This is a genomic window from Streptomyces sp. YJ-C3 (genome assembly GCF_053891275.1).
In genome coordinates, this window is sequence record NZ_CM132685.1 from 4,922,870 (window position 1) to 4,947,402 (window position 24,533).

The following is a 24,533-nucleotide window of genomic DNA, read 5'->3' on the forward strand; positions in this document are numbered from 1 at the left end:
TGAGTCCCGCACTCCTCGCAGCCGGTCCCCCGCGCGGGCCGGCCCGGCGCGACGCTTCGTATCCTGCTCTGGTGATCGCCATGCCCCGCCACTGCCCCCGATGCCGATGCCCCCTGCGATGACCAGCGCTTCCCCGGAGGGCGAGCCGCATCAGGACGTGACCCTGCGGCAGATCCTCGACTACGACGAGGACGGTGTGCTGCGCCTGCACGTCGCGCCGCGCGGGCAGGACGTCGCCGTACGCGGGGTGATCATCGGCGAGGAGGACGCCGCGCGTTCCCACGACGGACGGATCGTGCTCGCCACGGGGCTCGCGTCGGACGAGGCGGCGGCCGAGCGGGTGCGCGAGGTGGCCGCCTCGGGGGCCGTCGCCGTCGTGCTGCGCGGCGTGGACGGGGCGCCACCGGCACCCGGCATCGTCGAGGCGGCGCGGGAGAGCGGCATCGCCGTGCTCGTGCGGGCCGGGTGGGCGGACTGGGCGGACACGGTCGAACTGCTGCGGTCCGCCTCGGCGTTCGCCGCCGTGGGCACCGGTCATCGGTCCGCGGGCGACATCGCCGGTGGCGGGCTCGCCGTGCTGGCCGCGGAGGCCGCTCGGTACTGCCGGGCCTCCATCACCGTGGAGGACACCCAGTTCCGCGTCCTGGCCCATTCCGCGACCGGGCCCGACGCCGATCCGATGCGCCGGTCCACGATCCTCGGCGGCAAGGTCCCCGACTGGCGGGTGACCGAACTGCGACGGGCCGGACTGCTGCGCGCCCTGTGGACCTCCCGCGACGTCATCCACCGGCCGGCGGACGACACGGGCCCCGAGCGTCTGGTCGTCGCGATCCGCAGCGGCGGCGAGATCCTCGGCTCGATCTGGGCGGCGGCCGACGGGCGGAGCTTCTCGGCGGACGCCCCGGAGGCACTGCGCCGTGCCGCGGAGGTCGCCGCGCCCTATCTGCTGCAGCACCGCCTCCGGGTCAGCAGCAACCGGCGCCGCGAGGAACACGCCGTACGGGGTCTGCTGTCCGGCGACGGCGACCGCCGCACCCACGTGTGGGCGCTCGGCCTGACCCCGGAGGAGCCCTGCGCCGTGCTGGTCGCCGAGAGCGGCAACAGCGCCGCCCCGTTCCCCGAGCGCACCTTCCAGGCACTCGCCCTGCAGGCCCAGGCGCATCGGCCCACCGCCCGCTACCTGCGCGAGAGCCACCGGCTCACCGTGCTGCTGCCCGTGCCCGACGCCGACGAACGCGATGTCGCCCAACTCGCCCGCGACCTCGCCTCGCTGGCCGCCGCCATGCCGGACGCCCCGGACGTATGGGTCGGCGCGGGACCCGTGGTGACCTCGCCCCTGGACGCCGTCGCGTCGTGCGAGGAGGCGCGGCTCGTCGTCCGTGCCCTGCGGGAACGCGAGGCGCGGGCCCCGAGGACGCCGGACGGACCGAGTGAGCGGGCTGCCGCCCGGTATGCCGCTCCCGGAGACCTCCGGCAGAGTGTGGCGGTGCTGCGGATCCTCGACGCGATCCGGCCGCTGTGGGAGCGGGCCGGCGGGCCGGTCCACGACATGGTGCTCGCCGATCTGGCCACGGGAGGTGAGCTGGTCCGCTCGCTCGCCGCCTACCTGGACGCCGCGGGCGACATCCCGCGCGCCGCGCAGCGGCTCGTCCTGCACCCCAACACGCTGCGCTATCGGCTCAAGCGCGTACGGGAACGCCTCGGCATCGACCTCGACGACCCCGACACGCGTCTGATCGTCACCCTCGCGGTGCGCCTCGCCGAGCCCGGCGGTCTGCCTCCCGCCCGGGGGTTTTGACCGTGTTCGGGTGGGTGTTAGGAGCGACGGACAAGGAACTGCCGGTCTTTTGGAGCCGATCACGATGACGGGGCGGACCGTGGACGCGAGTCTCTAGGCACTCCCCCTTCGCCGTTCCGAAAGCCTGCACGTGACTTCGCACCCTGTCCCCGCCCCGACCCCGCGCCCGGCCGACGACCGTGTCCACGCCGTCCTGCGGCACGCCGTCGACGAGGGGCTGATCAGCACCGAGCAGCCTGTCGCCGGGTTCCTCGACACCGACGGCGTCCGCGCGTCGGTCGCCTCTCTGCACGCCGCGTTCGACACCGTCCCCGACGTGCTGCACACCTTCGCCGTCAAGGCCTCGTCGCTGATTCCCGTGCTGCGGCTGCTCACCGACCTCGGCATGGGCTGCGAGGTCGCGAGCCCGGGTGAGCTGCGGCTCGCCCTGGACGCCGGATGCGCTCCCGAACGCATCGTGCTCGACTCCCCCGCCAAGACCCGCGAGGAGATCGCCGAGGCGCTGGCCCTGGGCGTCGCCCTGAACGCCGACAACCTCGACGAGCTGCTTCGCGTCGACGCCCTGCGCCCCGACGACTGCGCCTCCGTCATCGGACTGCGGGTCAACCCCCAGGTCGGCGGCGGGTCCATCGGCGCGATGAGCACCGCCACCGCCACGTCGAAGTTCGGCGTCGCGCTGCGCGACGCGGGCGGGCGCGAGCGGGTCGTCGAGGCGTTCGTGCGCCGCCCGTGGCTGACCCGGCTGCATGCCCATGTCGGCTCGCAGGGCTGCCCGTTGGAGCTGATCGCCGAGGGCATCGCCGAGACGTACCGCCTCGCGGAGGAGATCAACGCCGCCGTCGGCCGGCAGCAGATCACCAGTCTCGACATCGGCGGCGGCCTGCCCGTCAACTTCGCCGACGACGACGTGCGCCCCACCTACGACGACTACACGCGCGCCCTGCGGGCCGCGGAGCCCGGGCTGTTCGACGGGCGGTACGGCCTGGTCACCGAGTTCGGGCGCTCGCTCCTGGCCAAGAACGGCTTCATCGCGGCCCGGGTCGAGTACGCGAAGCAGTCCGGGGGCCGCCGGATCGCCGTGACGCACGCGGGCGCGCAGACCGCGACCCGCACCGTACTCATGCCCGGCGCCTGGCCGTTGCGCGTCGGCGCCTTCGACGCCCAGGGACACCCGAAGCCCGGTCCCGCCGTGCCCCAGGACGTCGCGGGGCCGTGCTGCTTCGCCGGCGACGTCGTCGCCGAGGGCCGCGACCTGCCGCTGTTGGAGGAGGGTGACCTCGTCGTCCTGCGGGACACCGGGGCCTACTACTTCTCGACGCCGTGGGCCTACAACAGCCTGCCCAGGCCCGGCGTGCACGGATACGCCACGGACACCGAGGGCCGGGTGCGGTGCGTCCCGGTGCGCGACGCGCAGACCCTCGACGAGATCGCGGCCGAGAGCGGCGCCCGGCACGCCGACCGGCTGAGCGCGCTCGCCCGCGCCACGCACTGATCCACCCGGGGTGGCTGCGCCTCCCCGTCCCGCACGACGCCGATGCCCACCGTTTCGACGTTCCGAGGATCCGCCATGCCCCCGTCCGCCATACCCGACGCCGCTGCCGCCGCACCCGCCCGTCCGCTGCGCCGCACCCTCGCCCTGGGCGGGGCCGTAGTCGCCCTGCTGCTCAGCCTGGCCGTCGGTCTGACGAGCCAGGCGCCCACGCTCTGGGGCCTGTTGCCGATCGCGCTGTACGCGGTGCTGGCCCTCACCGGCCTCGATCTCGTCCTCGTCACCGGCGTCGCCCTGATCAGTGCCGCGCTCGTGGCCCTGCCCTCTCCCGGGCGGGCCGGTGACGTGCTCGGTGCCTCCGTGACCGATCCGGTGACGGTCATCGGCCTGATCATCGTGCTCGGTTCGGCGGCCGGCGAGGTACTGCGCCGCACCGGCGTCGCGGACACCCTCGTCCGCGGCATCATGCGGGCCGCGGCCGGCCGCGGCACCACCGTCCTCATGTACGGGATGATGGCGGCCTGCATGGTCCTGGTGGCCGGCCTCGGCACCCTCGCCGGGGCGCTGGCCATCGCCGCGCCCCTGCTGGTGCCGGTCGCGGCCCGGGCCGGCTTCACCCGCTCGGCGACCGCGGCGACGATGTTCCTCGGCGGCTGCGCCGGGCTCGCCCTCGCCCCGTTCGCCGGTTCCAACATCGCCATCATGAACACCGCCGACGCCGGCTACTTCACCTATGTCGCCGTCGGCGCCGGCCCGCTCGCCGTGCTGTCACTGCTGCTCGCCGCCGTGGTGGTGCCCTGGGTACAGCGGCGCAGCGCCGCCCGGGGAGACCACTACCTCCCCGAGGAGGTGACCGAGGAGCGGCAGGTCACCCCGACACCGCAGGAGGCCGCCCGTACCCGGCGCGCCACGTGGGTGTTCGTCGGGACGCTCGCCGCCACCGTCTGCTACGCCACGCTGACCAAGGCCGACACCACCTTCCCGCTGATCGCGCTGCCGCTGCTGATCGTGGTGACGGCGGCCGCGGCCGGTCTCTCCCCGCGCAGCGCGGGCGCCGCGGTGCTGACCGGAGCGCGCCGCATGCTCCCGATGCTGCTGCTCTTCTGGATGCTGGCCGCCCTGTTCGGGTTCATCGATCTGTTGCAGCCGTACGACGTGGTCCTCGACCGGTTCGGTCCGGGCCTGCGCGGGCTGTCGGCCGTGCCGTTCGCCCTGGCGGTGGCGGCCCTGGGATGGGTGGGCGTGCCGGGGGCGACCGCGGCGCAGGTCATCCTCATCGGCGAGGTGTTCGGGCCGCTCGGTGACGAACTGGGCATCGGTCCGGCCGCCTGGGTGATCATTCTGCTCTGGGCGTCCAAAGCGGACACCTACGGCCCGCTCCCCAACGCCAACATGGTCGGGGCCATGGGCATGGCCCGCGCCGACCGCCTGCCCTATCTCCTCGGCACGGGCTGGGCACTGCTCGTCCCCGCGTGCGCGCTCTACACCGTGCTGCTCGTCCTCGTCCTGTGACCGCCCGCCGCCCCGCACCGACCGAACCTCCCCGGAAGCGAGCCGACATGACCGCCCCCACCGCCCCGTACGACGTCCTGATCACCGGCGGCACCGTCATCGACGGAACCGGCGCCGCACCGCGCCGCGCCGACGTCGGTGTCCGTGACGGGCGCGTCGTCCATGTCGGCGCGCCCGACCCGGCGGCGGCCGCCACCACCGTCGTCGACGCGGCCGGACTCACGGTCACCGCGGGCTTCATCGACCTCCACTCGCACGCGGACTTCTCCGTCCTGGCGATGCCCGACGCGGAGGCCTGTCTGCGGCAGGGCGTGACGACCGTGGTGACCGGCAACTGCGGCCTGTCACCGTTCCCGCTGGCCACGGGCGAGGACCCGGCCGCGGGCGGACCCGGCACGCTCGCCGGGGCCCAGTGGGCCGACCTCGACGCGTTCGCCGCGGCCGTGGAGGCGGCGCGTCCCGCCCTCAACGTGGCCCCGCTGGTCGGGCACGGCGCCCTGCGCACCGCGGTGACGGGCGCCGCCCGCACCGCGGCGGGGCCGGCCGAACTCGACGCCATGCAAGCCCTGTTGGCGACCGCGGCCGCCCAGGGCGTGTTCGGCATGTCGACGGGCCTGATCTACGCCCCGGGCTCCTTCGCGAGCACGGACGAGATCGTCGCCCTGGCCTCCGAGGCCGCCCGGCACGGACTGCTGTACGCGACCCACATGCGCGACGAGGGCGACCGGCTCATCGAGGCCGTCGAGGAGGCCGTGGGCGTCGCGACGGCGTCCGGGGTCCGCCTCCAGGTCTCGCACCTCAAGGCGATGGGGCCGGCGAACCACGGCAAGGTCGACCAGGCCCTGTCGCTGATCGACGCGGCCGCCGCGGACGGCCTCGACGTGGCCTGCGACGTCTACCCGTACACCGCGTCCTCCACCCGGCTCACCTCGCGGCTGCCCGACTGGGCGATGGACGGCGGCCCCGCCGCCCTGCTGGAGCGGCTCGCCGACCCCGCCACCCGTGAGCGGATCCTCGCGGACCTGCGGCCCGCCGTCGGCCGGACCTTCCTGCCCGAGGGAGTCGTCCTGGCGATGATGGGCCCGGGCCGCTACAGCGACCGGATCGGCGACAGCATCGCCGACATCGCCCGCGACGAGGGCACCGAACCGGCCGCCGCCGTCCTCGACGTCCTGGCCGCGCACCAGGGCGAGGTGATGATCGTCAACCACGCCATGGCGGAGCGTGACGTCGACACCGTGCTGCGCCACCCGGACAGTGCCGTCGCCAGTGACGGCTGGGTGCTCCACGCCTCGGGCGACGGCCACCCCCATCCGCGCAACTTCGGTACGTTCGCCCGGGTCATCGGCCGCTACGTCCGCGAGAACCAGGTCCTCGAACTCGCCGACGCCGTACGGAAGATGACGTCCCTGCCCGCGTCACGCCTGCCGCTGCCCGACCGCGGCACCGTGGCGCCGGGACAGGTCGCCGACCTGGTCGTCCTGGACCCGTCGGCCGTCATCGACACGGCGACGTTCGCCGATCCCTGGCAGTACGCGACCGGGGTGCGCGATGTGCTCGTCGCCGGCGAGTTCGTCCTGCGCGACGGCGCGATGACGTCGGCCCGGCCGGGCCGGGTGCTGCGCCGGGACCGTTCGGCGGCGGGATCGCTGGGTTCCTGATCGATAGCGCGGTGACGCCGGAGAGCCGGCTGGGCCCGAGCCCCGGCTGTGGTTCCAGCTCGTCCCGGAGCACAAGCGTGTGAAGAACCGTGTGCACCTCGGCCTCCGCGCCGTCGACGTGGAGGCCGAGGTCGTCCGCCTGACCGGGCTGGGGGCAGCGGTTCTCGCGCGTCATGACGGCCGCACCGTCCTCGCCGACCCCGAAGGCAACGAGTTCTGCCTGTTCCCGCAGCGCACGTAGGCGTGTCCCGCGGGTCAGACCAGGCCCGTCACGATCACCGTGACGCGCGCTTCGGCGGCCTGCTCCGGGTGCGCCGACGCCAGATACGCGTCGACGGCTCTGCGGGCGTCGCGGGCGACGTCCACCGTGCGGGCCTTCTCGACGGCGACGAGCTGGATCTCGATGTTCCAGGGGCCTGTGCCGCCGTCCGCCCGGGTCAGCCGGACTCCGGCCGGTGCCGCCCCGTTCGACGCCTGTCCCGGCCGGGTGAGTGCCGAGCGCAGCCGGCCGGCCAGGTTGGGCTTGAGGAAGGCGACGCCGGGCAGGTCCGCCACGGCCCGCGCGATCTCGTCGGTGAGCGCGCCGGGCGCGGATTGCTGAGTCATCGGGAACGACCTTCCTGGCCGAGGTCCGTGCTGTCGATGAGGCCGGTGACGGTGATGTCCACGGCAGTGATGTCCAGGCCCAGGTCACGGTCCCCCGCGTCGCGCACCCGCGTGCGAACGTCCTCGGCGAGGTCGAGCAGGGCGGCGTCGGAAGGCGCGTGGATCTCGAGGCGGACCTCGGCCGGTCCGGTGGCGGCACCACCCCCGGACGCAGGCCGGATACGACAGGAGCCCGCCTTGACCCCGGGCACCGTCTCGGCCGCCGCACGCAGGGTCCGCGCGGCGACCGCCTCCATGATCCACAGATTCTCGTCCGGCTCCCCCAGCGGCAGGGGGCGGCCGGGGCGCAGTTCGAGGCGGACGACGTCCATCACCCGCCGGGTCAGCGACGAGGCGTCCCAGCCGGACGTGTCCGGGGACTCCTCCCGCAGGCCGCGTACCGCGACCTCCAGCCGGTCGAGATCGCGTACCGCCTCCTGGCAGTGGAGGCAGGTGTCCAGGTGCGGGTCGTCCGCCTGTTCCTCCCAGGCCGTCCAGACCTCGGACAGCAGCCTCCCGCAGGGCAGCTCCTCGTCGTCGTCGGCGCCGGAGCGGGTGTTGGGCGGGTCGGTGTGAGCGGTCATCGCCAGGCCCCCATCGCTTGTGTCAGGCAGCGTCGTGCACGGAAGACACGGGCGCGGACAGCCTCCTGACTGATACCGACCGCGTCCGCAATGAATTCGTAGGACTGACCGTCCACTTCTCTCAGCACCCAACAGGCTCGCTGCTCCGCCGACAACAGGTCGAGCGCGCCGCGAAGCTCCCGCACGGCGTCACGCCCCTCGGCGATCCGGGCCGGGGACACCGCGTGCTCGGGTGCGGGCACCTCGCCCGCCGTCTCCAGCGGCGCCACCGGCTTGCGGGCGCGCAGGACGTTCAGGCAGCGATTGGTCACGATGCGGTACGTCCAGGTGCCGAACGACGACCGGCCGTGGAACTCGGGCAGCCGCCGCCAGGCACTGATGAACGCCTCCTGAACGGCGTCCTCGGCCTCGGTGCGCTTCCCGAGCAGGCGCGTGGCCAGATGGATCAGCGCCGGGGCGTGGCGCTGCACCAGGACCGCGAAGGCGTCCTCGTCCCCTTCCGCGGCCCGGGCCGTCAGCAGAGCGTCGTCGCCTTCGCCCTGGCCGTCCGGCGGTGCGGTGTGTTTGCGGGCCCCCGCCACTGAGCGGCTCCTCTCGTCTCGTCCTGATCGTTGGACACGTATGCGCCGCTTTTGTGACGCGTCACTTCCACGGAGCGCCGGCAAGCGACTCCGACATGGTCGATCCGTTGCGAGAGGGGAGGCGGATTGCCCCGGAACGATACTTCACCCGATCGGGTGCCACAGTGGACCCGCCATGAGCACGACTACGCCGACCTGCTGGTGGAGTACGGGGTCCCGATCTCGGACGTGAGGTGAACCGCGTGCGGGTTCACAGGCCGAGCCTAGCCACCCGCGGCCGGGCCCTGCACGCGGCCTCAGCGGTCGACCGCGTCGACGCGGTCGAGCCCGGTGTCGCGCATGATGCGGGCCACGGTCTCGTCCAGGGTGCTCCGGGCGTCGATCACGGTCTCGATCTCTTCGGGAAGCAGGTCGCGTTCGCGGTACCAGTCCCGCAGGTGCTCGTCGGTGACCTGCGCGCGGTACTCCAGGTCCGCCTTCGTCGCGTGCCGCGCGAGTGTCTCCTCCAGCGCGATGTCCAGGTAGTAGCAGCGGCTGGTGCCCCGGTGGTCGCGCACCAGGTCCTGGAGCATCGAGGCGTAGCGGTCGGCGTACATGATGCCTTCGACGACCGTGTGGAAGCCGGCGTCCAGCGCGTAGCGGGCGGTCAGGCCGATCAGGCCGATGTTCGCCGCGCCCGGCCGGTCGCGCTCGCGCAGCACGATCCGCCGAAGGTTGTCCTGGCCGACCAGGGCCAGACCCCGGCCGAACGTCTCGCGCAGACCGGCCGCGACGGAGGACTTCCCTGATGCGCTGTTGCCGCGCACGACGATCAGGCGCGTCTCCTCGGTTCCCACCACGCCCGGCACGATAGCGACGGCAGTGACGTTCGGGTGGGAAGACGGGCACGGTCCTGAGCGTTCCTCGCGGTGGCGCGGTCCACGTGCCACGTCCGAGCGAGGAAGTGCGGTGATCACGCGATGAAGGCTGTGCGGTTCCACGAGTACGGCGGGGTCGATGTGCTGCGGGTGGAAGAGGTCGAGCGGCCGGTGCCCGGCCCCGGGCAGGTGCTCGTCGAGGTCCGTGCGGCCGGGATCCAGCCCGGCGAGACGCACATCCGGGTGGGTGCGCTGCACGGACGCTGGCCGGCGACGTTCCCCTCCGGGCAGGGCAGCGATCTGGCCGGCGTCGTGGTGGAGGCAGGCCCGGAGGTGCGCGGGTTCGCGGTGGGCGACGAGGTCCTGGGCTTCACCCACAACAGGGCGAGCCAGGCGGAGTTCGTCGTGGTCGACGACGTGAATCTGGTCGCCCGTCCCAAGGGGCTGCCCTGGGAGGTCGCCGGAGCGCTGTACGTGGCGGGCACGACCGCGTACGCCTGTGTGTTCGCGGTGGACCCCGGACCGGCCGACACAATCGTGGTGTCCGGTGCGGCGGGTGGCGTCGGGTCGTTCGCCGTGCAGCTCGCCCGGCGGCGCGGCGCCACGGTGATCGGGTTGGCGAGCGAGCGGAACCACGCGTGGTTGGAGAAGCACGGCGTCGTCCCGGTCGCGTACGGGGAAGGCGTGGCCGAGCGGATCCGGCAGGCCGCCGGCGGGCACGTCGACGCGTTCATCGACACGTTCGGCGAGGGTTACGTCGATCTGGCCGTGGAGTTGGGCGTGCGGCCCGACCGGATCAACACCATCCGCGACTGGCAGGCCGCGGCCAGGATCGGCGCCCGGACCCATGGCGAGGGCTCGGCGGCCTGCGCGGTGGTGATCGGCGAGCTCGCCCGGCTGGCCGCGCGCGGGGAGCTGGAGGTCCCGATCGCCCGGACGTATCCGCTGGACCAGGTGCGGGACGCGTTCCGCGAGCTGGAGCGGCGGCACACCCACGGCAAGATCGTGCTGCGTCCCCAGGGCCTGTCCGGGGGATCTTGAGTCGAAAATCGGGCGACAGTCGGAGACCGGGCGCCTAACGTCCGCAGGCATGGCACCTTCACTTGAGCGTCCCCCCTTTCAGGCCGACGAGCGCACCGCGCTCATCGGCTGGCTGGATCTGCAACGGCAGATCCTGAGATGGAAGTGCGATGGCCTGAGCGAGGCGGACGCGCACCGCTCCGTCATCCCGACTTCGCCGACGATGACGATGGCCGGGCTCATCAGCCACATGCGGTGGGTCGAGCACACCTGGCTGGAGGTTCTGTTCCTGGGCGGCGACAAGACGCAGAACCCGTCCTTCGACGAGGCGAACGAGGACGCCGACTGGCGCACCGACGGCGTCTCGCTGAAGCAGTTGCTCGACGAGTACGAGGCCCAGTGCGCCCGAGGCAACGAGATCGTGGCCGCGGCCTCACTGGACGACGTCGGCCGCCACCCCGACTACCGCTCCGGCAACGCCAACCTCCGCTGGATGCTCATCCATCTCGTCGAGGAGACCGGGCGGCACGCGGGGCACGCGGACATCGTGAGAGAGCTGCTCGATGGAGCGAAGGGGTATTACTGACCAGGTCCCGCCGGTGGGCCGTCCGCCCCTACTGCCTCTGGGTTGTCGGTCGGCCCGCTGGTTCTTCGGTTCGGGGATCGTGTGTCTGATCCGACGTCGCCGCAGGTAGCTGCGGTGACGACGGGACGAATGGGCGTTGTCTCCGCCGAGATGGCCAGGCCGAGTCCGCGGACGCCCACCCTCCTGACGGGCGATACGGGCACGCTCCAGGACCGGGATGAGCTGCGGTGCGTCGCCCCCACCGACCCGGGGTGATCCGCAAGGCGAGTGGGCGGCGTCCGCCCTCACCGGCACGGCCAACGAACCAGGATCGAGGCGGTCACAAGATCCGCCGGACAGGCCCCGGCGCCTGTTCAGCGTCGTGCGAGTTCCACGACGTCGGCGACGACACAGCTGATGTTGTCGGGCCCGCCCGATCCATTGGCCAGGGCGACGAGTTCACGTACGGCCTGTTCGGGTTCGCCGACGCGGGTGAGTACCGCGTGGATGTCGTCCGTGGCCGCGACCGCCGACAGGCCGTCGGAGCACAGCAGATAGCGGTCGCCGGGCCGCGCGTCGTACAGCCCGGTGTCCACCGCGCTGTCGGCGCTCTGCGTCAAGGCGCGTACCAGCAAGGAGCGTTGCGGGTGGGAGGCGGCCTCCTCCGGGGTGAGACGGCCGTCGTCGATCATCGACTGGACCACGGTGTGGTCGTGCGTGATCTGGAACAACTCCTCGTCGCGCAGCAGGTATACGCGGGAGTCGCCGATGTGGACGAGTCCCAGCTGGCATCCGGTCCACAGCATCGCGGTCAAGGTGGTGCCCACCGCATCGGCCGGCGCGCCGGTCCCGGTACCGGCCACGCCGTGCACGGCCTGTCGTGCGCGGTCCACGGCGTCGTCGAGGAGGTTGAGCACATCGCCCACGGGCACGGCGTCGGTGTCCAGGTGCTTGAGTGCCGAGATGGCGGCCGCGCTCGCGGGTGCGCCGTGTGCGCCGTAGCCGTCCGCGACGGCGAACAGACGGGATCCGGCGTATGCGGTGTCCTGGTTGCTCGCCCGGACCCGGCCGGTGTCGGAGGCGGCGGCGTAACGGATGCCCACAGAAGGGGAGTTCGAGGACATGGTGGGGTCCTTTCGCGACAGATGGTCGACGAGGAAGGCGGCGAGGTCCCGTCGCGCGGCCGTGTCGGCCTCGACCTGCGCCCAGAACGCGCGGACTTCGTCCACGGCGGCGCCCGCGTCCGGTCCGGCGACGCGCCGGATGCGGGCGAGCGGCATCCCCAGGCGCCGGAGCCAGGCCACCAGTCGGGCCTGTTCCAGCTGCTCCGGAGCGTAGAGCCGGTAGCCGGTCAGGGGGTCGACGCGGGCGGGCGGCAGCAGACCGAGCTCGTCGTACAGGCGCAGCGCCTTCGGCGACAGCCCGCAGGCTTTCGCGAACGCCCCGATGGTCAGCAGGCCCATGCCTCGCCCCTCCTCGTACCGGGCTTCCCGCCCGGCCCCACCGATGCTGTGCCGTGCCCCAAGGTGAAGGTCACCTGCTCCGAGACTCTCGCGCCCCGCTCACCATCGTGTGCGGGAGCGTGGTGCTGGGCGACGTGGGAATCGCGCCATATACCGAACGCTTCCACTGGACGAGAGTGCTGCGTGTGCGGTGCCCTTGTGTCGGCTCAGCCGCCAGGAGCAGGCGTCGTGTCGACGGCTCGCAACTGACTCTCGACCGGGCCGAAGGAGATGAGCCCGCTGCCGGCGCCCGCCAACTCGCCGACAGCTGGCAGGAGTTCGTCGCGCGCCCGGCGCAGCACCGGCTCGTGACCGACCGCGGCGGCCGTGCGGGCGAGCACGCACCAGAGGGCTTCCTGGAGCAGGTCGTGCGGCGGCCGGGGTACGTCCGTGAGCGCCTGCCGCGCCTGCTCGGTGGCGCCGGAGGCGGCCAGCAGCAGGGGGTGCAACCATGGCTGATACGGGCCGGCGTCGAGAGGGCGGAAGTCCTCGGGGTCCGGCAGGCCGCCGCCGCGCAGGGCCGGTACGAGCGCCACGAGCGCGGCGGCGCCTCGGGCGAGGCCGGGCATGCCGCAGTCCGCCGTGGCCGCCAACGCCTGCTCGTACCGGGGGCGGGCGGCCGTCCAGCCGTCGGTCTCGCAGGTGCGCAGGGCGCGGAACCAGGAAGTGAAGACGCCTGCCAGCGGCCGTTCGTGACGCTGCGCCAGCCGGTCGATCTCGTCGGCCTCGCCATCCGCCGCGTGGAGTTCCCCCAGTCCGGCGAGCGCCTGGAGGCGGACGAGGCGGCCGAGGACCTCATGGCTGGGCAGTCCATGGTCGACGGCCAGGCGGGTCAGCTCGGCGCCGAGCGTCTCCCGCCCGGCGGCGCCTCCGCAGCGGCCGAAAGACTGCATGAAGGCGCCGTTGAGGGCGAACGCCAGCAGCGAGGGGTCTCCCAACTGCCGGGCGAGCCGGACCGATTCCTCGGCGGCGCGTTCGGCGCGCAGTCGCCATGGTTCGACGGTGGAGGGTTCGGCCGCACGGGCGGGCGGCGCGTCGGCGGCGGCGTCTCCGCGCGACTCGACGGCGACGACGGACAGCAGCCGGGCGCGCAGCGCGGGCGGACCGTCGGTGCCGAGCGCGGCGGCGGCGCGGGCCGCGGCCCGGACCAGTTCGCCCGCGCCGCGGGGGTCGTCGGCGCGGGTCCACAGGGCGGGTACGTCGTAGGAGCCGATGATCCTGGCCGCGAGGTCGGTGTCGCCGGACGCCTCCGCCGCCGCGACCACCTCCGCCCGGTACGCGCGGGCCTCCTCCAGGCCGTCGGCGCCGGTCACCGCCAGATCGCGCAGCAGCCCGGCCGTGGCATGGAGCCGGGCCCGGGACCGGGCGGGCACCGAGCGTTCCCACGCTGCGGCCGCTCTCCCCCAGACTCCGTCGACGGCGCCGGCGGGTTCCGCGGAGGCGGGTGCGTCGGCGCTCTTGAGGATCTGCGCCTCGGCCCGGGCCAGCGCGGGCCCCGGTTCCACGCCGAGATCGTCGGCGAGTGTCCGGCGGGCCCGTCGCAGCGTCTCCAGTGCCTCGCCGCGCCGCCCGGACCGGTCCAGCGCGGTGGCCAGCAGCACCCAGCCGTCCTCCCGCGCCGGGTGCGCGGCGACGTGTGCCTCCAGGTCGACGGCCGCGTCGCGGGCCGCTCCGGTGGCCAGCTGGGCGTCGGCGCGCCGCTCGACCGCGTGCAGCCGCAGCGCCGTCAGCCGGGCCCGCTCGGCGGCGGCCCATCGAGCCTCGGGGAAGTCGGCCAGCACCGGGCCACGCCAGAGGGCGAGCGCCTCGTCCCACAGGGCGATCGCCGCGTGCGGCGCCGCGGCGGCGGCCCGCGCCGCCGTGTCCTCGAACCGCCATGCGTCCACCGCGTCGCGGCCGGCGTGCAGCACATAGCCCGGGCCGTCCGTCACCAGCAGGCGGGACGGCTGCCGCGGGGGACGGTCGGGCTCCAGGGCGCGGCGGAGCGCGGCCACGAAGGTACGCACCGCGCCGACGGCTCCGGCGGGCGCGTCGTCCTCCCACAGGTCCGCCACCAGCCGGCCGACGGGCACCACCCGGTTACGGGCGATGAGCAGCCGCCCCAGTACCTCCCGGTGCCGTGGTGCGCCGAGCGCGACGGGTCCGCCCCGCGCATCCCGGACGATCACCGGCCCCAGCAGTCCGAACTCCACGCCCACGCACGGTCCCTTCGCGGGCGCCGTGTCCGGCGGGCCGCGTGCTCACTCATCGATCGCTGATCCGAGGCCCGCAACCTGGACGACGTCCCCGGACGACCGGACCGAATCAGTCCGGAACGTCCACTCTGCCACGAGTTTCAGGAGCTGTTGTGACCCACCTGACCATCCCCGGCTTCACCCAGCATCGCGTACAGGTCGACGACGGCGTCACCCTGAATGCCGCCGTCGGCGGCGCCGGCAGCCCGGTCGTGCTGCTGCACGGATTTCCGCAGACCCATCTGATGTGGCGGCACGTCGCCGCCGACCTCGCCGCGGACCACACCGTGATCTGCCCGGACCTGCGGGGCTACGGAGCCAGCGACAAGCCTGCCGAGACCGGTCCCGACGTGTACGCGAAGCGGACCATGGCGCGGGACGTCGTCCGCCTGGCGGCGGAACTGGGGCACGATCGGTTCACGCTGGCCGGGCACGACCGAGGCGCCCTCGTGGCGTTCCGCGCCGCGATGGACCATCCGCAGAACGTGACCCGCGCCCTCTTCCTGGACGTCCTGCCGACGCTGGACATGTGGGACGCCCTGCACGGGGTGTCCGGGGCGATCGGCTTCCACCTCTACCTCATGGCGCAGGCCCCGGGCCTGCCCGAGAAGATGATCGAGGCGTCCGCGGACGCGTTCTTCGGCCATTTCCTCGACGCGTGGACCAATGACCCGGCCGCGCTGCCCGACGACGTCCGCCGCCACTACCTCGACGCGAGCGCCGCGGCGGTACCGTCCATCGTCGCCGACTACCGCGCCTCCGCCGGCGTCGACGTGGACCACGACACCGCGGACCGGACCGCCGGCAACCGCCTGGCCGTGCCGGTGACCGTCCTCCAGCAGGACTGGGGCGCCGCCCTCGGCTATCACGCGCAGGGCCTGTGGAGCGCCTGGGCCCCGGATCTGCGCCACCGCACCGTGTCCTGCGGCCACTTCATGGCCGAGGAGGACCCGGAGCTGATCGCCGCCGAGATCCGCGCGCTCACCGACCGCTGACGCCGGACACGGGCGTCGGGGCCGCCGCCGGGAACCGCACGGGTCCTCAGCGGCGGCCTCCGGCGACGGCGTACCGGGCTTCCATCATCAGGACGGCCTCGTCGACCACGCGGTCCATGGCCGGGCGGTCGGGTGACCAGTTCAGCAGGAGCATGCGGGGCCAGAACACGTAGTTGGAGATCATGCCGAGGAACTGGGTGGCGGCCAGTTCCGCGTCGTCGAGGGCGACGGTTCCCGCGTCGCGCTCGGTCTCGAGATAGCGGCGCACGGACTCGAAGTACGGCATCTTGCCGCGGTTGAACTGGGTCTCCCCCAGTTCGGGGAAGCGGGGCAGCTCCGCGATGACGATCCGGAACAGGTCGGCCATGTCCGGGCGGGTCAGCAGGGCGACGTAACGCCGGCCGATCGCGGTGAGCCCGGCCCGCAGGTCGCCGGAGGGCGGGGGCTGCTCCTCGCCCTCACCGGCCTGCCAGGAGGCGGTGACGATCGCGTCGAAGAGCGCCGCCTTGGTGGGGAACTGCTTGAACAGCGTCGCCTTGGACACCCCCGCCGCCTCGGCGATCTTGGCCAGGGACGTCCGGTCGTAGCCGGAATCCAGGAACAGACGGGTGGCCGCGCGCAGGATCGCGGCCCGCTTCTGCTCGGCGACGCGCTGGTGGTAGGCCGAAGGCTCGCTGGTCATGCCCCCACCGTAGCCGAGGTGAGTCACTTGACTCACCTTCCACTCCGACCGTAACCTCGAACACGAGGCGAGTCACTCGACTCACCACAAGAACCTTTGGCTGCTCAGCCACGTACCACTGCGAAAAGGACCCCTCATGGGACGCTTCGACAACCGCACCGTGCTCGTCACCGGCGGCACCGGCGGCCAGGGCGCCAGCCACGTCCGCGCCTTCCACTCCGAAGGCGCCGCCGTCGTGATCGCCGACATCGCGGAGGACCGGGGCCACGCCCTCGCCTCCGAGCTCGGCGACCGCGCTCTCTACATACGCCTCGACGTCACCGACGAGACGTCCTGGAACGACGCGATCACCGCGACCGAGGAGCGCTTCGGCCCGCTGTCCGTCCTGGTCAACAACGCCGGCGTGCAGAATCCCGCCGCCCCGATCGAGGCCACGGACCTGCGCGTGTGGAACCGCATCCTCGCCATCAACCTCACCGGCGCCTTCCTCGGCATCAAGGCGGCGGCCCCTTCGCTGCGCCGCGGCGGCGGCGGCGTCATCGTCAACATCGCCTCCACCTCGGGAGTGGGCGGTACGGCCTTCTACGCGCCCTACGTCTCCGGGAAGTGGGCCGTGCGCGGCCTGACGAAGACAGCCGCGCTGGAACTGGGCCGGGACAACATCCGCGTGAACGCCATCCACCCCGGGGTCATCGCCACTCCCTTCATCACCGAGCCCGCCGCGGGCAGCGACGCCCCGATCTCGGACTTCTACTCCCCCGAGCCGTTCGCCGTGCCGCGCCTGGGCGAGCCCGCCGACATCACCCGCGCCCTGCTGTTCCTCAGCTCGGACGAGGCGTCCTTCGCCACCGGCTCGGAGTTCGTCATCGACGGCGGCCTGCTGCTCGGCCCCGCCCTCAAGCACGACGAGGCCGCCTGACCGGAACGGGCGCCGTTCGACCACCCCACCCAGGAAAGGAGCCGCCCGTGGACGCGGCAGCACGCGCCGCCATCGAGATCACGCCCGCCGCGGGCACCCGCGCGAGGATCATCGACATCACCACGACCGGGCGCCGCACCGGCCGCCCCCGCCGGATCGAGATCTTCTTCTACCGGGCCCTGGGCGAGACCTACCTGTGCAGCGGAACATCGGGGCGCCCGACGAGTTGGTACGCGAACCTGCTGGGCGAGCCGGACTTCACCTTCCACCTCAAGCACGGCGTCACGGCCGATCTCCCGGCCCGGGCCACCCCCGTCACCGACGAGGAAGAGCGCCGCCGGGTCCTGACCGAGATCGTCGCCGACCTCAACCAGCCGCACAATCCGGGCACCATCGCCCAGCCGACGCGTCTGGAGGACTGGCTGGACAGCCGTCTCGCGCGGATCTCCTTCCGCTGAATCCGCCGACAGGGCAGCCGACTTCACCGATCCGTGCGACGCGGCATCACGCCGGTCCGCCGTCCGGTCGGACTCCGGCCCGCCGTTCCGATCGACCTCGCCGATGGCCCCGGGCGCACTCGCCCGGGGCCATCGGCGCGTGCCGCGCACTGCCGCACCTCCCTCTGTCCGAATCCCGCCGCCGCCCGCGCCGGATTGTCAGTGGCGTACGCGAGGGTGCAGTCCGCCATCGGAGTCCGCGGCTCGTCGGAGGGGCACGTTGCAGGTGAAGCGCACAGCTGTGCAATCCCCCGGAAGGGCTACGGTCCGACCCTCGTCACCAACACGGGCGAATTCGAAAACACGGCGCCCGCGCCGATCCCTGCAACGGCAAGGCCGAGCGCCCGACCATCGAACTCGCGCGCGCCTTGTCGCTCGTACCGGACCCGTGTCGGCGCTTTGATCAGCGGCGTTGTCCGATGTGCTGCATCCAGCCCGTCGACCAAGGAGAAACCGTGAATCCTGTGCTGGCCCTTCCCGCGCTGCGCGCCGTGTTCGAAAATCCCCCCGCTCATCTCGGCGCGGTGTCCGTGCTGCGGCGCCCCGTCGACGCGCGCCGCGCCCTGTTCGCCGCGGCGTCACGACCGTCATCGAGGTGGGGCGCATGACCGACCCGACTCCGGCGACTGCGGTCGCCCGTGCCCTCCTGCTCACTCTCGACACGGTCAGCTGCTGCCCCGGGGATCTGGTCCACGGCGATCGGCAGGTACCGGCGCACGGCATGCGCACCCAGGACCGGCTGACGGGCGAGGAGGGCCGATGACCGAGACAGCGAACGCTCTGCACGGCAAGGACGAGGAACCCGCCGGGACGTCACCGACGGAGGCCGAGGAGGTTCTCGCCCTCGATCACCCCGGCGGGGACAGCCGCGAACTCGCCGAACTGCTCACCGGCACCACCATGGCCCGCCGACTCCCTTCGCTGGTCCGACGCACGTTCGCCCTGGCGTGGGAGATCGACGGCAAGGCGGTCGTCGTCCTGCTCGCCTGCCAGATCGTCTCCGGTGTCTCCGGGGCGCTCGGCCTGGTCGCCACGACGCAGGCCCTGACCGTGCTCATCGCCACCGCCCAGGACACCGGCCTGCTCAGCGAAGCGGCCCTGCCCGTGGCCGTCCTGGCAGGCAGCGCCGCCCTGCGATCCGGACTCGGCATCGCGATCCAGGCGTTGTCCGCGCAGCTGTCGCCCCGGGTCAGCCGCGAGGCCGAGTACAAGATGCTCGAGGCGGCGACCCGAGCCGAGCAGGCCGCGTACGACAACCCCGGCTTCAACGACCGCTATGACGCGGCCGAGCGCGGGATCGACGCCAGCGGCGACATGATCGGCCAGTCCCAGAACTACATCGCCTCGCTGACCACCTTCCTGTCCGGGGCCGTGGTTCTCACGAGCCTGTATCCGCTGCTGCTCGTGCCGTTGGTCCTGGCCGCCGTTCCGCAGGCCGTCGCCTCCATCCGCGGTGAACGCATCACCTACCTGGCCCGGATCGCCACCCACAAGGACCGGCGCATGATGTACATGCTGCGCTGGTACCTGATCGCCAAGGACCAGTCCGATCAGGTCCGCACCGACACCCTGGCCCCGCACCTGCTGAGCAAGTACCGCGCGAGCGCGGAGCGTGTGGAGGCGACCAGCGACAAGGCGACCCGCCGACGCGCCAGGATCTCCGTGGTCGGCTCGCTCGCCACCGGTGCGGGCGCCTGCCTGGTGGGCGGCACGGTGGTCCTGCTGTTGAGCACCGGCCGGATCTCCGCCGCCGCTGCCGGAACCGCGGCCTTCGCTCTGCGCACGGCCTTCACCGGCCTGCAGGGCCTGGTCGGCTACGGCCGGGACCTGCTGCGCACCGGCCTGTACCTCGACGACTGGAAGGAGTTCGTCGACGAGGCGGCCGGGCAGCGCCTGGATCGCGGTGACCTCGTCCCCGGCGGGCCGGAGCACATCGCCCTCAGGGACGTGTCCTTCCGCTATCCGGGAGCGGACGCGGACACCCTCCACCACGTCGACTTCGAGGTGCGGCGCGGCGAGATCGTGGCGGTGATCGGGGAGAACGGATCGGGGAAGTCGACCCTGATGCGACTGCTGTCCGGACTGAACCTGCCCTCGAGCGGCGTGGTCACCTGGGACGGCGTCAGCGTCGCCGACCTCGACCCGCACGCGGCGTGGCGCCGGACCAGCGTCGTGCCGCAGGACTTCGCCCGCTGGCCGATGACCGCACGCGAGAACATCGCCCTCGGCCAGCCCCGGCCCGAGGGCGACGCCGCCGTCCACAGCGCGGCCCGGGCCAGCGGCGCCGACGATGTGATCGCCACGCTCCGCTCCGGGCTCAACACCCTTCTGGCCAGGGAGTGGTGGGGCGGAGTCGCACTGTCCGGCGGCCAGTGGCAGCGCATCGCGGTGGCCCGCGCCCTCCACCGGGACGCCGGCCTGCTCGTCATGGACGAACCGACCAGCGACCTCGACGCCCGTGCCGAGCACCGGATCTTCACCGGGCTGCGCGACGTGGCGGGCGACCGTGCGGTCTGTCTGGTCACACACAACCTGTCGAACGCGTCGGTCGCCGACCGCGTCGTCGTGCTGCATCAGGGCCGCATCGTGCAGAGCGGCACGTTCCACGACCTCGTCAACACCCCCGGCCACATGCAGGACTTGTGGCAGCTGCAACAGGACCGGGCCGCCTTCCGCCCCCGGAAGGACGCCCCATGACCGGATCTCCCGAGACCTACCGGGAGCCGCCGTGGGCGGCCGGATGCCGTCACCGGGCCGTCGACGCCGCCGGGGCCCGCACCCGCGACCACGCCACCGCTCCCTCCACCGCACAACGAAGGACCTGGACTTGAACTCGTACGCGCTCAATCACGACAGCTGGACCGTCTACGGCCAACGGCAGCTCGACCACGGCTTCGTGCCCTCCGTACCCGAGCGCATGAGCTGGGGTCCCTGGGAGGGAGTCGGCCCCGACGCCGACGTGCTCGGCGATCTCGGCGGCAAACGGGTCCTGGACATCGGGTCCGGCGCCGGCCATCACGCCGTCCATCTCGCGCGCACCCAGGGCGCTCACGTCACCGCGATCGAGCTCTCCCCCACCCAGCACGAACGCGCCGTCCGTGAACACGGCGCGGAGCCCGGCGTACGGCTCCTCTGTGGGGACGCCGTCGACCATCTCAGCGGCACCGACCCGTACGACGCCGCCTACGCCATCGGCAGCCTCGCCTTCAGCGACCCGCATCGGATGCTGCCCGCGCTGCGTGACGGCCTGCGGGCCGGTGCGCCGCTCGTGTTCTCCGTCCTGCACACCGACCTGCACGGCCGGGGACCGTCCGCGGCGGTGGCGTCGCGGGAGCAGATGATCAGGCTTCGCGACGACCCGCCGCTTCCGGTGCACATGTGGGTGCTCTCCCCGCAGTTGTGGGAGGACCTGCTCACCGAGAACGGTTTCCGGGTCGAGGCGATCGACCTGATCCGCGCGCCGGACGCCGATTCCCCGGTGGTGCATCAGCTCATCCGGGCCCGGCGGCTGGCACGCGACGTCCGGCGCGTCACGAGCCGGCCCCGCAGCCGCAAGCCGCTCGTCCCGCACGCCACCATCGGTGTCGGCGCCATCGTCATGAGCGGCGACCGCGTCCTGCTCGGCCGGCACCGTCTCGGGACCCTGGAACTGCCCGGCGGTCACGTGGAGCCGGGCGAGTCGTTCGCCGAGGCCGCGGTCCGCGAACTGGGCGAGGAGAGCGGCCTGCTCGCCCGGCCCGACGACGTCCACCTGCTGGGCACGCTCGTCGACCACGCGGGCGATGTCGTACGTGTCACGGTGGCCGCCCGCATCACGGCGTGGCGAGGGACACCCGCGACCCAGCCCGACGAGAGCGTCGGCGACTGGCAGTGGTGGAGCCTGGATCAGCTGCCTCACGGCTTGTTCGTGTGCAGCGCCCAGATCCTCACGGCCTGGCGCCCCGATCTGCCCATCGATCACACCCCCGCACACTTCACACCGTTCACCCGACGACCAGCCTTCTGAGGGGCCCTCAAATGCTCCCCGCCCGTCACGGTCCTCCTGCTGACGGGCGGGGAGCCCTGTCGCAGGGCGCGATTGATCCGCTCCAGTTCCGGATCGTGGTCGTCCGTACCGGCGGTGGCCTTGCGCACGTCGCGGCCTTCTCGGCGGAGTCACCGGAGAAGGGGTTCGGCAGCCATCCGAAGAGGACCGTGACGAAGGCCGGCCCGCACCTGAATCCAGCCTTCAGGCCCCTCCGTGAATGCCATGACGTATGGCCATTTCAATACTCACGTCACACGACGAGAAGAGTTCTCGGTTCCGCTGGCGGCCATCGGACAGCGGCCCTGCCCCTTCTCTCGCCTCAAGTGGGCCTCGCCCTAGGAGGTTTCGATGATCAGCGGCACGTCCAACCGCGCGGCCAGCTCGTCCGGGGTGATGCCGAAGGTCTGTGTGACGCGCACGCCTCGCGGGGTGACGTCGAAGACCGCCAGGTCCGTGTAGACGCGGTCGACGCAGCCGAGGCCGGTCAGCGGGTAGCTGCATTCGGGGACGAGCTTGGGCTTCCCGTCCTTGGTGAAGAGGGTCATCATCACGAACACCTTCTTGGCCCCGATCGCCAGATCCATCGCACCGCCGACGGCAGGGATGGCGTCAGGCGCGCCGGTGTGCCAGTTGGCCAGATCGCCGGCGGCCGAGACCTGGAACGCGCCGAGGACGCAGATGTCCAGGTGGCCGCCGCGCATCATGGCGAAGGAGTCGGCGTGGTGGAAGTAGGCGGCTCCGGGCAGTTCGGTGACGGGTACCTTGCCCGCGTTGGTGAGATCGGGGTCGACCTGGTCGTCCTGCGCGGCGGGGCCCATGTTGAGCATGCCGTTCTCGGTGTGGAGCACCACCCCGGAGTCGGCGGGCAGATGGTCGGCGACGAGGGTCGGCTGGCCGATGCCCAGGTTGACGAAGGCACCCTGCGGGATGTCGCGTGCGATGAGGGCCGCGATGTCGTGCTTGCCCAGCGGGCCCCGCTCGTCGGCGTCGGGCGCCGGGGTCGGTGTGTTCACGGCCTGGCTCGGGGTGTTCATGCGCGACCCGCCTCCTGCACGATCCGGTCGACGAAGATGCTCGGGGTCACGACGGTCTCCGGGTCGATCTCGCCGGTCTCGACGATCTCGCGGACCTGGGCGATCACGGTGGTCGCCGCGGTGGCCATGACCGGCCCGAAATTGCGGGCGGTCTTGCGGTAGACGAGGTTGCCCGTCCGGTCGGCGCGGTGGGCACCGATCAGCGCGACGTCCCCCTTGATCGGGTACTCCAGTACGTAGGTGCGGCCGTCGATCTCGCGCGTCTCCTTGCCCTCGGCGAGCAGCGTGCCCGCACCCGTGGGACAGAAGAAGGCCCCGATGCCGGCCCCGGCCGCCCGCATGCGCTCCGCGAGGTTGCCCTGCGGCACCACGTCGAGCTCGATCCGCCCGGCGCGGTACAGCTCGTCGAACACCCACGAGTCCGTCTGGCGCGGGAAGGAGCAGATCACCTTGCGGACGCGGCCCTTGGCCAGCAGCGCGGCGAGCCCGGTGTCGCCGTTGCCGGCGTTGTTGGACACGACGGTGAGGTCCTTGGCTCCCTGACGGATGAGCGCGTCGATCAGCTCGACCGGCATTCCGGCCATACCGAATCCGCCGACCAGCACGGTGGAGCCGTCCTCGATCCCGGCCACCGCCTCGTCGGCGTCGGCGCACAGCTGTGTGGTCATCGCTCGCTCCCCGTGACGTTCTCCAGGACCAGGGCAAGTGCCTGGCCGACTCCGATACAGATGGCGGCGACGCCCCACCGCTCGCCGGACTCGCGGAGCCGGTGCGCCAGGGTGCCGAGCAGCCGGCCGCCGGACGCGCCCAGCGGGTGGCCGAGCGCGATCGCACCGCCCTTGGCGTTGACGATGTCCGGGTCCACTCCCCAGGCGTCGACGCAGGCCAGCGACTGCACGGCGAAGGCCTCGTTCAGCTCGACGGCCGCCACGTCGGACCAGGAGATCCCCGCGCGCTTCAGCGCCTTGTTCGCCGCCTCCACGGGCGCGTATCCGAACAGCTGCGGGTCCAGCGCGGACACCCCGCGTCCGGCGATCCGGGCGACGGGATCGGTGCCGATCCGTGCGGCGGCGGCGCCGGAGCCGAGGAGGACGGCCGAGGCTCCGTCGCTCAGCGGGGACGCGTTGCCCGCCGTGATGACGCCGTCGGGGCGGAAGACGGGCTTGAGCCCGGCGAGCCTCTCGGCGGTGGAGCCGGGGCGGATCCCCTCGTCCCGGTCGAGCGTGGTGCCCTTGGCGTCCACGGCGACGGGCACGACCAGGCCGTCGTAGAAGCCCGCGTTCCAGGCGTCGTCGGCGAGGTTGTGGGAGCGGGCGGCGAAGGCGTCCTGGCGCTCGCGGGTGACGTCGAAGCGGTCGGCGAGCTGTTCGTTCGCCTCGCCCAGGGAGACGGTCCATTCCTTGGGCATGCGTGCGTTGACCAGTCGCCAGCCGAGCGTGGTGGACACGGCCGTCATGTCCGCGGCGGGGAACGCCCGCGCGGGCTTGGGCAGGACCCAGGGCGCCCGGGTCATCGACTCGACCCCGCCGGTGAGCACGATGTCCGCGTCGCCGGTCTCGATGGTGCGGGAGGCGATGAGGGCGGCGTCCAGCGAGGATCCGCAGAGCCGGTTCACGGTCGTGGCGGGCACCGAGGTCGGCAGGCCCGCGAGGAGGACGGCCATCCTGCCGACGTTCCGGTTGTCCTCACCGGCGCCGTTGGCGTTGCCCCAGACGACGTCGCCGATCTCCGCCGGGTCGAGGTCGGGGGTCCTGGCCAGGGTCGCGGTGACGGCGAGCGCCGCGAGGTCGTCGGGCCGGACGTCCGCGAGGGCCCCCGAGAACCGTCCGAAGGGCGTTCGTGCTGCTGCGTACAGGTAGCTGTCGGTCACGCACTCACGGTAGGAGCGCCCGGTTCATCGCGTCCAAGACCTAGTCCGCATCAATTGATAA

24 protein-coding genes and 2 pseudogenes are annotated in these 24,533 nt (G+C 72.7%); 15 read left to right on the forward strand and 11 right to left on the reverse strand.

All coding sequences use genetic code 11. From position 1 onward, the window contains the following. The first annotated feature begins 118 nt into the window (after positions 1-118). From ACVHNB_RS21975 to ACVHNB_RS21995, 5 genes and pseudogenes are all read left to right on the forward strand, one after another. Entirely contained in the window at positions 119-1,798 is a 1,680-nt protein-coding gene (locus tag ACVHNB_RS21975; RefSeq protein ID WP_456225662.1) for a PucR family transcriptional regulator, read from the forward strand. Between the two features lie 130 nt (positions 1,799-1,928). Further along, a complete protein-coding gene (locus tag ACVHNB_RS21980; RefSeq protein WP_428957011.1) occupies positions 1,929-3,290 on the forward strand; it encodes a type III PLP-dependent enzyme domain-containing protein in 1,362 nt (453 codons plus the stop codon). A gap of 75 nt (positions 3,291-3,365) precedes the next feature. Then, the gene (locus tag ACVHNB_RS21985; protein ID WP_456225663.1) at positions 3,366-4,799 is read left to right on the forward strand and encodes a Na+/H+ antiporter NhaC family protein; all 1,434 of its coding nucleotides are present in this window, start codon (positions 3,366-3,368) and stop codon (positions 4,797-4,799) included. 47 nt (positions 4,800-4,846) lie between these two features. Then, complete coding sequence (locus ACVHNB_RS21990; protein WP_428957009.1) at positions 4,847-6,460, forward strand: N-acyl-D-amino-acid deacylase family protein; 1,614 nt, start codon at positions 4,847-4,849, stop codon at positions 6,458-6,460. A gap of 22 nt (positions 6,461-6,482) precedes the next feature. After that, a pseudogene (locus ACVHNB_RS21995) lies at positions 6,483-6,701 on the forward strand (VOC family protein); the annotation flags it as partial. 14 nt (positions 6,702-6,715) lie between these two features. Here ACVHNB_RS21995 and ACVHNB_RS22000 read toward each other — a convergent pair. The 4 genes from ACVHNB_RS22000 to ACVHNB_RS22015 all read right to left on the reverse strand — a co-directional run bounded on the left by ACVHNB_RS22000 (position 6,716) and on the right by ACVHNB_RS22015 (position 9,109). Beyond that, positions 6,716-7,066, reverse strand: coding sequence for a hypothetical protein (locus ACVHNB_RS22000; RefSeq protein ID WP_428957008.1), 351 nt, complete (start codon positions 7,064-7,066; stop codon positions 6,716-6,718). Continuing rightward, positions 7,063-7,689: an Asp23/Gls24 family envelope stress response protein gene (locus tag ACVHNB_RS22005; protein ID WP_428957007.1), complete on the reverse strand. Its 627-nt coding sequence runs from the start codon at positions 7,687-7,689 to the stop codon at positions 7,063-7,065. Before ACVHNB_RS22005 ends, ACVHNB_RS22000 begins: the two co-directional genes overlap by 4 nt. Next, positions 7,686-8,270 (reverse strand): RNA polymerase sigma factor, encoded by a 585-nt coding sequence (locus ACVHNB_RS22010; RefSeq protein WP_428957006.1) that lies wholly within the window; start codon positions 8,268-8,270, stop codon positions 7,686-7,688. The genes ACVHNB_RS22005 and ACVHNB_RS22010 overlap by 4 nt, the downstream gene beginning before the upstream one ends. A gap of 296 nt (positions 8,271-8,566) precedes the next feature. After that, positions 8,567-9,109 (reverse strand): AAA family ATPase, encoded by a 543-nt coding sequence (locus ACVHNB_RS22015; protein WP_428957004.1) that lies wholly within the window; start codon positions 9,107-9,109, stop codon positions 8,567-8,569. A gap of 120 nt (positions 9,110-9,229) precedes the next feature. On the opposite strand from ACVHNB_RS22015, the gene ACVHNB_RS22020 reads away from it, so the two are divergent. Continuing rightward, a complete protein-coding gene (locus tag ACVHNB_RS22020) occupies positions 9,230-10,168 on the forward strand; it encodes an NADP-dependent oxidoreductase (protein ID WP_456225664.1) in 939 nt (312 codons plus the stop codon). Positions 10,169-10,217: 49 nt separating this feature from the next. Continuing rightward, positions 10,218-10,733: a DinB family protein gene (locus ACVHNB_RS22025; RefSeq protein WP_428957002.1), complete on the forward strand. Its 516-nt coding sequence runs from the start codon at positions 10,218-10,220 to the stop codon at positions 10,731-10,733. 9 nt (positions 10,734-10,742) lie between these two features. Here ACVHNB_RS22025 and ACVHNB_RS22030 read toward each other — a convergent pair. The 3 genes and pseudogenes from ACVHNB_RS22030 to ACVHNB_RS22040 all read right to left on the reverse strand — a co-directional run. Continuing rightward, positions 10,743-11,025 (reverse strand): annotated as a pseudogene (locus tag ACVHNB_RS22030) (IS5/IS1182 family transposase); the annotation flags it as partial. Positions 11,026-11,086: 61 nt separating this feature from the next. Further along, positions 11,087-12,175 (reverse strand): MerR family transcriptional regulator, encoded by a 1,089-nt coding sequence (locus ACVHNB_RS22035; RefSeq protein ID WP_456225665.1) that lies wholly within the window; start codon positions 12,173-12,175, stop codon positions 11,087-11,089. Between the two features lie 206 nt (positions 12,176-12,381). Further along, positions 12,382-14,412 (reverse strand): BTAD domain-containing putative transcriptional regulator, encoded by a 2,031-nt coding sequence (locus ACVHNB_RS22040; protein WP_456225666.1) that lies wholly within the window; start codon positions 14,410-14,412, stop codon positions 12,382-12,384. A gap of 149 nt (positions 14,413-14,561) precedes the next feature. On the opposite strand from ACVHNB_RS22040, the gene ACVHNB_RS22045 reads away from it, so the two are divergent. Then, positions 14,562-15,443 carry an alpha/beta fold hydrolase gene (locus ACVHNB_RS22045; RefSeq protein WP_428956999.1) on the forward strand — a complete coding sequence of 294 codons (882 nt, stop codon included), beginning with the start codon at positions 14,562-14,564 and terminating at the stop codon, positions 15,441-15,443. 46 nt (positions 15,444-15,489) lie between these two features. Here the strand turns inward: ACVHNB_RS22045 and ACVHNB_RS22050 are convergent, their stop codons facing one another. Continuing rightward, the gene (locus ACVHNB_RS22050) at positions 15,490-16,125 is read right to left on the reverse strand and encodes a TetR/AcrR family transcriptional regulator (protein ID WP_428956998.1); all 636 of its coding nucleotides are present in this window, start codon (positions 16,123-16,125) and stop codon (positions 15,490-15,492) included. A 136-nt stretch (positions 16,126-16,261) separates the two neighbouring features. Here ACVHNB_RS22050 and ACVHNB_RS22055 point away from each other — a divergent pair, with 136 nt between their 5' ends. From ACVHNB_RS22055 to ACVHNB_RS22085, 7 genes are all read left to right on the forward strand, one after another. Beyond that, positions 16,262-17,044 (forward strand): SDR family NAD(P)-dependent oxidoreductase, encoded by a 783-nt coding sequence (locus tag ACVHNB_RS22055; RefSeq protein WP_456225667.1) that lies wholly within the window; start codon positions 16,262-16,264, stop codon positions 17,042-17,044. A gap of 47 nt (positions 17,045-17,091) precedes the next feature. Next, positions 17,092-17,502: a nitroreductase/quinone reductase family protein gene (locus ACVHNB_RS22060; RefSeq protein ID WP_456225668.1), complete on the forward strand. Its 411-nt coding sequence runs from the start codon at positions 17,092-17,094 to the stop codon at positions 17,500-17,502. 494 nt (positions 17,503-17,996) lie between these two features. Next, complete coding sequence (locus ACVHNB_RS22065; protein ID WP_428956995.1) at positions 17,997-18,149, forward strand: hypothetical protein; 153 nt, start codon at positions 17,997-17,999, stop codon at positions 18,147-18,149. Beyond that, positions 18,146-18,304 carry a hypothetical protein gene (locus ACVHNB_RS22070; protein ID WP_456225669.1) on the forward strand — a complete coding sequence of 53 codons (159 nt, stop codon included), beginning with the start codon at positions 18,146-18,148 and terminating at the stop codon, positions 18,302-18,304. The genes ACVHNB_RS22065 and ACVHNB_RS22070 overlap by 4 nt, the downstream gene beginning before the upstream one ends. Beyond that, positions 18,301-20,238, forward strand: coding sequence for an ABC transporter ATP-binding protein (locus ACVHNB_RS22075; RefSeq protein ID WP_456225670.1), 1,938 nt, complete (start codon positions 18,301-18,303; stop codon positions 20,236-20,238). Before ACVHNB_RS22070 ends, ACVHNB_RS22075 begins: the two co-directional genes overlap by 4 nt. After that, positions 20,235-20,372 carry a hypothetical protein gene (locus ACVHNB_RS22080; protein WP_428956992.1) on the forward strand — a complete coding sequence of 46 codons (138 nt, stop codon included), beginning with the start codon at positions 20,235-20,237 and terminating at the stop codon, positions 20,370-20,372. Before ACVHNB_RS22075 ends, ACVHNB_RS22080 begins: the two co-directional genes overlap by 4 nt. Beyond that, a complete protein-coding gene (locus tag ACVHNB_RS22085; protein WP_428956991.1) occupies positions 20,369-21,547 on the forward strand; it encodes a bifunctional class I SAM-dependent methyltransferase/NUDIX hydrolase in 1,179 nt (392 codons plus the stop codon). The genes ACVHNB_RS22080 and ACVHNB_RS22085 overlap by 4 nt, the downstream gene beginning before the upstream one ends. A gap of 356 nt (positions 21,548-21,903) precedes the next feature. On the opposite strand, the gene ACVHNB_RS22090 is transcribed toward ACVHNB_RS22085, so the two are convergent. From ACVHNB_RS22090 to ACVHNB_RS22100, 3 genes are read right to left on the reverse strand one after another with little or no spacing between them, the layout of a single operon-like run. Beyond that, positions 21,904-22,602, reverse strand: a complete 699-nt coding sequence (locus tag ACVHNB_RS22090) for a 3-oxoacid CoA-transferase subunit B (protein ID WP_456225671.1) — start codon at positions 22,600-22,602, stop codon at positions 21,904-21,906. After that, positions 22,599-23,270, reverse strand: a complete 672-nt coding sequence (locus ACVHNB_RS22095) for a 3-oxoacid CoA-transferase subunit A (protein ID WP_428956989.1) — start codon at positions 23,268-23,270, stop codon at positions 22,599-22,601. Before ACVHNB_RS22095 ends, ACVHNB_RS22090 begins: the two co-directional genes overlap by 4 nt. Further along, on the reverse strand, positions 23,267-24,472 hold the full coding sequence (locus tag ACVHNB_RS22100) for a thiolase family protein (protein ID WP_428956988.1): 1,206 nt from the start codon (positions 24,470-24,472) through the stop codon (positions 23,267-23,269). The genes ACVHNB_RS22095 and ACVHNB_RS22100 overlap by 4 nt, the downstream gene beginning before the upstream one ends. Positions 24,473-24,533: the final 61 nt, after the last annotated feature.

Bases quoted from the DNA above. Each gene is read 5' to 3' on its own strand.
- ACVHNB_RS22055 (WP_456225667.1), top strand. From the start codon at position 16,262: ATGGGACGCTTCGACAACCGCACCGTGCTCGTCACCGGCGGCACCGGC.
- ACVHNB_RS22090 (WP_456225671.1), bottom strand. From the start codon at position 22,602: ATGAACACCCCGAGCCAGGCCGTGAACACACCGACCCCGGCGCCCGAC.
- ACVHNB_RS22020 (WP_456225664.1), top strand. From the start codon at position 9,230: ATGAAGGCTGTGCGGTTCCACGAGTACGGCGGGGTCGATGTGCTGCGG.
- ACVHNB_RS22070 (WP_456225669.1), top strand. From the start codon at position 18,146: ATGACCGACCCGACTCCGGCGACTGCGGTCGCCCGTGCCCTCCTGCTC.
- ACVHNB_RS22075 (WP_456225670.1), top strand. From the start codon at position 18,301: ATGACCGAGACAGCGAACGCTCTGCACGGCAAGGACGAGGAACCCGCC.
- ACVHNB_RS22000 (WP_428957008.1), bottom strand. From the start codon at position 7,066: ATGACTCAGCAATCCGCGCCCGGCGCGCTCACCGACGAGATCGCGCGG.
- ACVHNB_RS22005 (WP_428957007.1), bottom strand. From the start codon at position 7,689: ATGACCGCTCACACCGACCCGCCCAACACCCGCTCCGGCGCCGACGAC.
- ACVHNB_RS22035 (WP_456225665.1), bottom strand. From the start codon at position 12,175: ATGGGCCTGCTGACCATCGGGGCGTTCGCGAAAGCCTGCGGGCTGTCG.
- ACVHNB_RS22025 (WP_428957002.1), top strand. From the start codon at position 10,218: ATGGCACCTTCACTTGAGCGTCCCCCCTTTCAGGCCGACGAGCGCACC.
- ACVHNB_RS22080 (WP_428956992.1), top strand. From the start codon at position 20,235: ATGACCGGATCTCCCGAGACCTACCGGGAGCCGCCGTGGGCGGCCGGA.
- ACVHNB_RS22095 (WP_428956989.1), bottom strand. From the start codon at position 23,270: ATGACCACACAGCTGTGCGCCGACGCCGACGAGGCGGTGGCCGGGATC.
- ACVHNB_RS21975 (WP_456225662.1), top strand. From the start codon at position 119: ATGACCAGCGCTTCCCCGGAGGGCGAGCCGCATCAGGACGTGACCCTG.
- ACVHNB_RS21990 (WP_428957009.1), top strand. From the start codon at position 4,847: ATGACCGCCCCCACCGCCCCGTACGACGTCCTGATCACCGGCGGCACC.
- ACVHNB_RS21985 (WP_456225663.1), top strand. From the start codon at position 3,366: ATGCCCCCGTCCGCCATACCCGACGCCGCTGCCGCCGCACCCGCCCGT.
- ACVHNB_RS22050 (WP_428956998.1), bottom strand. From the start codon at position 16,125: ATGACCAGCGAGCCTTCGGCCTACCACCAGCGCGTCGCCGAGCAGAAG.